Annotated in this window: 5 protein-coding genes and 1 pseudogene; all 6 read left to right on the forward strand. The window is 63.3% G+C overall.

The features are described from left to right. Positions 1-175 precede the first annotated feature (175 nt). The 6 genes and pseudogenes from tnpA (at position 176) to AC0L3D_RS35830 (ending at position 5,737) form a co-directional block, all read left to right on the forward strand. Entirely contained in the window at positions 176-493 is a 318-nt protein-coding gene (gene tnpA / locus AC0L3D_RS35805; protein WP_473647431.1) for an IS66-like element accessory protein TnpA, read from the forward strand. Between the two features lie 78 nt (positions 494-571). Next, positions 572-919 (forward strand): IS66 family insertion sequence element accessory protein TnpB, encoded by a 348-nt coding sequence (tnpB, locus tag AC0L3D_RS35810; protein WP_473647432.1) that lies wholly within the window; start codon positions 572-574, stop codon positions 917-919. A gap of 97 nt (positions 920-1,016) precedes the next feature. Beyond that, a pseudogene (tnpC, locus tag AC0L3D_RS35815) lies at positions 1,017-2,393 on the forward strand (IS66 family transposase); the annotation flags it as partial. A 146-nt stretch (positions 2,394-2,539) separates the two neighbouring features. Continuing rightward, positions 2,540-3,784: a site-specific integrase gene (locus AC0L3D_RS35820; RefSeq protein ID WP_473647433.1), complete on the forward strand. Its 1,245-nt coding sequence runs from the start codon at positions 2,540-2,542 to the stop codon at positions 3,782-3,784. Next, positions 3,781-4,737, forward strand: coding sequence for a tyrosine-type recombinase/integrase (locus tag AC0L3D_RS35825; RefSeq protein WP_473647434.1), 957 nt, complete (start codon positions 3,781-3,783; stop codon positions 4,735-4,737). The genes AC0L3D_RS35820 and AC0L3D_RS35825 overlap by 4 nt, the downstream gene beginning before the upstream one ends. Beyond that, positions 4,730-5,737 (forward strand): tyrosine-type recombinase/integrase, encoded by a 1,008-nt coding sequence (locus AC0L3D_RS35830; protein WP_473459479.1) that lies wholly within the window; start codon positions 4,730-4,732, stop codon positions 5,735-5,737. Before AC0L3D_RS35825 ends, AC0L3D_RS35830 begins: the two co-directional genes overlap by 8 nt. Positions 5,738-5,891: the final 154 nt, after the last annotated feature.

Here is a 5,891-nt window from a genome sequence, read left to right on the forward strand (position 1 = left end):
CATCCACATCCATCGGATCCGCGCAATGGCGCAGTGGAAAGCCGTGACCTGCGCAACCGCCTGACGTCTCACACAAGGTAAGCACCCGGTGAGGACCGCCTTGTTTGTGAGGAGGTGAAGCGCTGTCGTCGTGGTTGAATCCAATGACCACGATGCAAGCAGCGAGGATAGCCACGTGTCCATTCATCGGATGGAGATTGTGAGTGGGACGGGCCGGCGTCGGAGTTGGTCGACGGCGCTGAAGGAGCAGCTTGTCTCAGAAACGCTGGAGCCCGGGGTCACGGTGACCGAGGTGGCGCGCCGCCATGATCTCGATCGGTCGCTGATTTATCGCTGGCGTCGCGCCTTTGGGGTGAGACGCGCTCGTGCGGCCGGCGCCTTTCTGCCGGTTGACGTGGTTGACGACGCCGTGGCAGCGAAAGAAATCCTCGCCGCCAAGGATGACCAGTGCTCCTGCGCCGGGTGCGGGGCGGATCGAGATCGAGTTCTCTGATGGTTATGTCATGCGGGTCGACAATCAGGTCGATGACAACGCTCTTGCCCGTGTTCTGCGGGTTCTGGCGCGCCAGGGATGATTCCGGTCCCGACTGGCGTTCGGGTGTGGCTGGCCACTGGTCACACCGACATGAGGAAGGGCTTTCCATCGCTGGCGCTGCAGGTCCAGGAGATGCTCAAGCGCGATCCCTTGGGCGGCCATGTGTTCTGCTTCCGCGGCCGCAGGGGTGATCTTTTGAAGGTCATCTGGCACGACGGCCAGGGGGCGTGCCTGTTCACCAAACGACTGGAGCGGGGACGCTTTTTGTGGCCATCGCCGGCCGACGGCGCGGTGACGATCTCGACTGCCCAACTCGCTTATCTGCTCTCCGGGATCGACTGGCGAAACCCGCAGGAAACCTGGCGCCCGACGTCGATGGGATAACGGTTTTGTCTTTGCAATCGGGGGAGGATGTGATTCGCTCGGGCCTGTGAACTCCGCCCTTGATTCGCTTCCGTCCGATCTTGCTAGCGCCCATGCGATGATCCTCGCCGAGCGGGCCGCGCGCATGGAGGCGGAGGCCGTTGCGGCGCGTGCTCAAGCGGTGAACTCCTCGACAGAAGCGTTGATCGCATACCTCAAGCTGGAGATCGAGAAGCTGCGGCGCGAACTCTACGGCAGCCGCTCGGAGCGCAAGGAACGGCTCCTGGCGCAGATGGAACTGCAGCTGGAGGACCTCGAGGCGGCCGCGACAGAGGATGAGCTGGCGGCCGAGAAAGCGGCGGCGCAGACGCAGTCGGTCAAGTCGTTCGAGCGCAAGCGGCCGTCGCGCAAGCCGTTCCCAGAGCACCTGCCGCGCGAGCGCGTCGTCATCGCCGCGCCCGAAAGCTGTCCCTGCTGCGGATCGGCGAAACTGTCGAAGCTGGGCGAGGACGTGACGGAGACGCTGGAAGTGATCCCGCGCCAGTGGAAGGTGATCCAGACGGTGCGCGAAAAGTTCTCGTGCCGGGAATGTGAGAAGATCACGCAGCCGCCGGCCCCCTTCCACGTAACCCCGCGGGGCTTCGCCGGCCCGAACCTTTTGGCGATGATCCTGTTCGAGAAGTTCGGTCAGCATCAGCCGCTGAACCGGCAGAGCGAACGATACGCCCGCGAAGGCATCGATCTGAGCGTGTCGACGCTGGCCGACCAGGTCGGCGCCTGCGCGTTGGTGCTGCAGCCGCTGCATGCGCTGATCGAGGCCCATGTGCTTGCTGCAGAGCGGCTGCATGGCGACGACACCACGGTGCCGATCCTGGCCAAAGGCAAGACGGCCACCGGCCACATCTGGACTTATGTCCGTGACGACCGGCCGTTTGGCGCAACCTCGCCGCCGGCCGCGCTCTACTACGCCTCGCGCGATCGACGACAGGATCACCCCGAGCGCCATCTGCAAGACTTCACCGGCATCCTGCAGGCCGACGCCTATAGCGGCTACAACACGCTTTACGATCCGTCGCGGCCTCAGGGTGCGATCACACCGGCACTGTGCTGGGCCCATGCGCGACGACAGTTCTTCGAGCTGGCCGACATTGCCTCCAATGCGCGGCGCGGAAAGAAGGCGCCGGCGATCTCACCGGTGGCGTTGGAGGCGGTGAAGCGCATCGACGCGCTGTTCGACATCGAGCGCGACATCAATGGCGTGCATGCTCAACAGCGGCTGGCGGTTCGCCAGGAAAGAAGTGCCCCACTGTTAACGAAGCTCGAAGAGTGGCTGCGGGACGAGCGCTCCCGCCTGTCGCGCTCGGCCTCGGTCGCCAAGCCGATCGACTATATGCTCCGGCGGTGGGACCGCTTTGCCCGCTTCATCGAGGACGGCCAGATTTGTCTTACGAACAACGCCGCCGAAGGGGCGCTGCGCGGTTTTGCCCTGGGCCGCAATTATGCTCACGCCCGGATTATGCGCAGTTTGTGTGCGCGACGTTCGGGATGCGAGCGGATGCCGGGCATCCCCCAGCAGGCCGGGCGACCGTAGGTTTACATAATGCTGATCTCCTCTGCGCGCCAACCGTAGAGGAGATCGTCATGAACCAAATCAAACTGCAGCCGGCGCCCCGTCAGTGGCTTGAGAACAGCCCGTTGGGGCCATTCTCGGAGCGCTATCTTGAGCACCTGGGCCGTGCCCGCTATGCGCCCAGCACCGCACGTGTTTATCTGTGCTGCATTGCCCATTTCGCCCACTGGATCTCGACCGAACGGCTCGCGTTAGAGTCCATAGGCGAAGCCGCGCGAGTTCGGTTTATCAGCGAGCATCTTCCCGTCTGTGACTGCCCTTATCCGGCCCGTCGCTTGCCGCACGAACTCAGGGCGGCCATCACGCATTTGCTTGCAGTGCTGCGTGCCGAAGGCGCCATTCCCGCAGCTACCGCACACACCACACATGGCGGGGAATTGGCGGCATTCCGGGCCTACATGCGCGATGTCGGCGGGTTAGCCGTCAGCACACGAGCGAGGCGCGAGCGGATTCTTCGACGCTTTCTTGAGGAACAGTTTCCGGAAGGGGAGATCTCTATCGCCGGCCTTGAGCCGGCGCGTGTGAGACGCTTCATCCTCGGCGAACTGCAGGGCTGGACGACCGCCACCATTCGCATTGTTGGGGGTGCGATCAGCTGCTATCTCCGGTTTCGGCAGATGATGGGCGACGACGTTCAGCATCTACTCGGCGCAATCCCTCGCGTTGCATGCTGGCAGCTGAGCAGCTTGCCGGATGTGCTTTCCGACACGCAGATTGAGATTCTGCTCGCTTCATTCGACAAGGATTTCCCGTCGCGCCGGAGGGCCTACGCCATGGTCCGGTGCCTGACCGATCTTGGGCTCCGAACCAGTGAGGTTGTGCAACTGCAGCTCGGCGACATCGATTGGCGGCAGGGTACGATCCGCATTTCCCGGTCAAAGGGCCGGCGTTTCGACGTCCTTCCCTTGCCGCCCGAGACGGGTGACGCGATCGCTGCGTATCTGCGGCATGAACGTCCACCGAGCACGAACCGCGCAATATTCGTACGCCACGTCGCGCCCTATGACCTGCCGATCCAAAAAGACGTTGTAAGGCGCGCCGTTTTCGCCGCCTACAAACGTTGCGGCTGGTCTCAGACACGCGTTCATATCCTCCGGCACAGCGTCGCCAGCCGCATGCTGAACGCTGGTGTGCCCATGAAGCAGATCGCCGATATCCTGCGCCATCGGAGCATCGACACCTCCATGATCTACACGAAGGTCGACCTTCAGCGGCTCGCGGCGGTCGCTATGCCGTGGCCGGGGAGTGTGGCATGAGCCGGTCGCTGACCATGCAGGCGCGGATCGACGCCTATCTTGTGGAGCGACGTCGCCTTGGATTCTCGCTCGAGACCTCTGGCATAATGCTGCGGTCGTTCGCTCGCTTCGCCGATCTGTCCGGCCATCGCGGCCCGCTGACGACGACGCTCGTGGTCGCTTGGGTTCAGGGGGAGGCGCGGAACGCGACGCCAACCTCCTGGGTGCGCCGCCTCGAAGTGCTGCGGCCCTTTGCCGAGCATGAGAGACGTCTCGACCCACGGAACGAGCTTCCCGTAAGCAGCATATTCGGCAAAGCGCACCAGCGCCGGACGCCACATATCTACACCGACCAGGAGATCGTCGCTCTGCTGCAGGCGGCGCGGCGGCTGCAGCCGCAACACTCCATTCGACCGGCAACATACGAGACCATGTTGGGGCTGATCGCAGCCACGGGATTGCGGATTTCCGAGGCACTCAAGCTCCGATGCGGCGACGTCGACATTGCCGGCCGATGTCTGACCGTGCGCATGACCAAGTTCACCAAGTCAAGGCACGTACCCTTTGATGCCAGCGTCGCCGCTGCGCTCTCGCGCTATGTGGCAATCCGCGCCCGCTACGCTCCGGCCGAGTCGGATGCATCTTTCTTCGTCGGCGCCTCAGGGCAAGTGCCGTCCAAGCGTCAGGTCCATTGGACATTTCAGCAGTTGCGTCGGGACGCAAATATTGTTGCTCGTGGGGCCTATGACGAGGTTCGCATTCACGATCTGCGCCACACCTTCATCTGCCGGCGAGTGCAGCGCTGGCAGAACGAAGGCGCGGATATCGACAATGCCATCGCCGCGCTGGCCACCTATGTCGGCCATGCCAAGGTCTCCGATACCTATTGGTACCTGACCGGCATTCCCGACCTGATGGTCGCGGCCGGCGATCGCTTCGAAGCATTTGCGGCGGAGGAGCGCTGTCATGGGTGAGCAGACAACACCGTCGTTCGCCGCGCTGGTGCAGCGCTTCTTCGTCGAGCATCTGGGCCAACATCGCGCCGTCAGCCCGCGGACCATCGCGGCTTACCGCGATACGTTCCGACTGCTTCTGGCGTTTGCCGAGACGTCAATCGGCAAGCCTCCGAGCAAACTCGCGCTCACCGATCTGAACGCGCGACTGCTGCTCGATTTCCTCGACCATCTGGAGAAGGTTCGCGGCAACAGCGTACGGAGCCGGAACGCGCGGCTTGCCGCGCTGCGAACATTCCTCAAATACGCGGGACATCATGATCTTGACGCCCTCGGGATCATAGAGCAGGCGCTCGCCATTCCGATGAAGAGGGCCGATCGCCCGCTGATCGGCTTCCTGACGCGATCGGAGATCCAGGCCATCCTCGACGCTCCCGACGATGCGACATGGGCGGGGCGGCGGGATCGGGTGCTGTTCAGTCTCATGTACAACACCGGCGCACGCGTCTCCGAGATCATCGGAATCCGCTGCCGCGATATTGTTCTTGAAGGCCAGCCTGCCGTGCACCTGCATGGCAAGGGGCGCAAGGAGCGGTGCGTTCCCTTATGGCGCCCGACAGCCGCCCTCGTTCGGCGATGGCAGCGATCGCTGGGAGCAAACGCGCAGGACGGCTTCCTGCTGCCAAACCGCGCAGGCGCGAAGATGACCCGCTCCAACGTCACGCAACGGCTGGATCTCGCCGTCGCTGCAGCACGGCGCCATTTTCCCTCTCTCGCTGGCCGCTTGATCTCGCCCCATGTGATCCGGCACACGACAGCAATGCATCTGCTGCAGTCCGGTGTCGACATCACCGTCATCGCGCTTTGGTTGGGGCATGAAGACACCGCGACCACGCACATGTATGTGGAGGCCGATCTATCCATGAAAGAGCTGGCGCTCGGGAAGTTGCAGCCCCAGGAGGCCAGGCTTGGACGCTACCGACCGCCCGACAATTTGATGCGCTTCCTCGAAGCCCTCTGATTATGTCAAGGTCACCGAGGTGGAAACGGCGACTGGCCCACATCCGCCTCGGCCAACTGCGCATAATCCGGGCGTGAGCATAATGCAGAGCGTTTTTAGCTTGGCGTCGCGCTGAAAGGTGGGTGGCGAGAGCGCGCTGAGGTGGATCGCGACG

Source organism: Mesorhizobium sp. WSM4837, assembly GCF_055811435.1.